The organism is Hydrogenophaga sp. 70-12, assembly GCF_001897365.1.
Taxonomy (GTDB): domain Bacteria; phylum Pseudomonadota; class Gammaproteobacteria; order Burkholderiales; family Burkholderiaceae_C; genus Hydrogenophaga; species Hydrogenophaga borbori.
Window position 1 is genome coordinate 1 of sequence record NZ_MKSS01000214.1, and the last position, 2,049, is coordinate 2,049.

Genomic DNA, 2,049 nt, shown 5'->3' on the forward strand with positions numbered 1-2,049 from the left:
ACTCATCCACCGAACGGGCCGCCTGACGGCCCTCGCGGATGGCCCAGACCACCAGCGACTGGCCCCGGCGCATGTCGCCGGCGGCGAACACCTTGGGCACGTTGGTCGCATAGCCCCCCGTGAAGTCGGTCGTGGCCTTGGCGTTGCCGCGCGCATCCTTGTCGACGCCAAAGGCCTCGAGCACGGTGGCCACGGGGTTGGTGAAGCCCATGGCGAGCAGGACCAGGTCGGCCTTGTATTCCTTCTCGGTGCCCGGCACCTCGACGAACTTGCCGTCCTTGAACTCCACGTGCACGGTCTTCAGGCCCGTGAGCTTGCCGTTCTTGCCGATGAACTCCTTGGTGGAGATAGCGAACTCGCGCGCGCAGCCCTCTTCGTGGCTGGAGCTGGTGCGCAGCTTGAGCGGCCAGTAGGGCCAGACCAGGGGCTTGTTCTCCTGCTCGGGCGGCTGGGGCATGAGCTCGAACTGGGTCACGCTGGTGGCGCCGTGGCGGTTGCTGGTGCCCACGCAGTCGGAGCCGGTGTCGCCGCCGCCGATGACGATGACCTTCTTGCCGTCGGCACGCAGTTGACCCTTGAGTTTGTCGCCCGCGTTGACCTTGTTCTGCTGGGGCAGGAACTCCATGGCGAAATGGATACCGTCCAGCTCGCGGCCCGGCACGGGCAGGTCGCGGCTCTGCTCGGCGCCGCCGGTGAGCAGCACGGCGTCGAACTCGGCCTTGAGCTGCTCGGCGCTGACGGTTTCCTTGGCCCAGTTGGTGACCTCGCTGCCTTCGGGCAGGGCACCCACCAGCACGCCGGTGCGAAAGACCACGCCCTCGGCCTGCATCTGCTCGACGCGTCGGTCGATGTGCGACTTCTCCATCTTGAAGTCGGGGATGCCGTAGCGCAGCAGGCCGCCGACGCGGTCGTTCTTCTCGAACACGGTCACGTCGTGGCCGGCACGCGCCAACTGCTGCGCGGCCGCCAGGCCGGCGGGGCCAGAACCCACCACGGCCACCTTCTTGCCGGTCTTGTGCTTGGCCGGCTGCGGCGCCACCCAGCCTTCGGCCCAGGCGCGGTCGATGATGGCGTGCTCGATGGACTTGATGCCCACCGGGTCGTCGTTCACGTTGAGCACGCAGGCGGCCTCGCAGGGCGCGGGGCAGATGCGGCCGGTGAACTCGGGAAAGTTGTTGGTGCTGTGCAGCACCGTGATCGCGTTCTTCCAGTCGCCCTGGTACACGAGGTCGTTGAAGTCCGGAATGATGTTGTTGACCGGGCAGCCGCTGTTGCAGAACGGCGTGCCGCAGTCCATGCAGCGAGCGCCCTGGAGCTTGGCCTGCGCATCATCGAGCCCGACAACGAACTCCTTGTAGTGCTTCAGTCGATCGGGCACGGGCGCGTAGCCCTCCTCGATGCGCTCGTATTCCATGAAGCCGGTGACTTTTCCCATGGTGCTGTCCTGTATCTCGTGGGGCTGTATCTCGTGGGCTTACTTCGCGGGCGCGGTGGCCTTCTTGGCCGAGCCTTGCGCCTTGGTGGTCGCGGCGGCGGCCGTCTGCTTCGCGGCCATCTCGCCGAGCGCGCGCTTGTACTCGTTCGGGAAGACCTTGAGGAACTTGCCCCGCGCCGTGGCCCAGTTGTCGAGCAGTTCGCGCGCGCGCTTGCTGCCGGTCCAGCGGTTGTGGTCTTCCAGCAGCTTCTTCAGCAAGGCCTCGTCGGTCTGGCCGCGGTGCCAGGCGCCGGCGCTGGACGCGGCCTCCTGTTCCTTGGCCGTGGGCACGGGCTCCAGGCTCACCATGGCGGTGTTGCAGCGCTCGGCGAAGCGGCCATCCTCGTCGTAGACGTAGGCCACGCCGCCGCTCATGCCGGCCGCGAAGTTGCGGCCGGTCTTGCCCAGCACCACCACGGTGCCGCCGGTCATGTACTCGCAGCCGTGGTCGCCGGTGCCCTCCACCACCGCGCTGGCGCCCGACAGGCGCACCGCGAAGCGCTCGCCGGCCACGCCGGCGAAGAAGGCCTCGCCCGTGGTGGCGCCGTAGAGCACGGTATTGCCCACGATGATGT

Annotated in this window: 2 protein-coding genes; both read right to left on the minus strand. The window is 67.8% G+C overall.

Features of this window, described 5'->3' with window-relative positions; translation table 11 throughout:
• Window positions 1-1,435, minus strand: a 1,435-nt coding sequence (locus BGO22_RS12770) for a glutamate synthase subunit beta (protein ID WP_286851142.1), incomplete at its 3' end; no start/stop codon positions are given.
• Window positions 1,436-1,474: 39 nt separating this feature from the next.
• Window positions 1,475-2,049: GltB/FmdC/FwdC-like GXGXG domain-containing protein (locus tag BGO22_RS12775; RefSeq protein ID WP_502686457.1), on the minus strand; the 575-nt coding region annotated here is incomplete at its 5' end.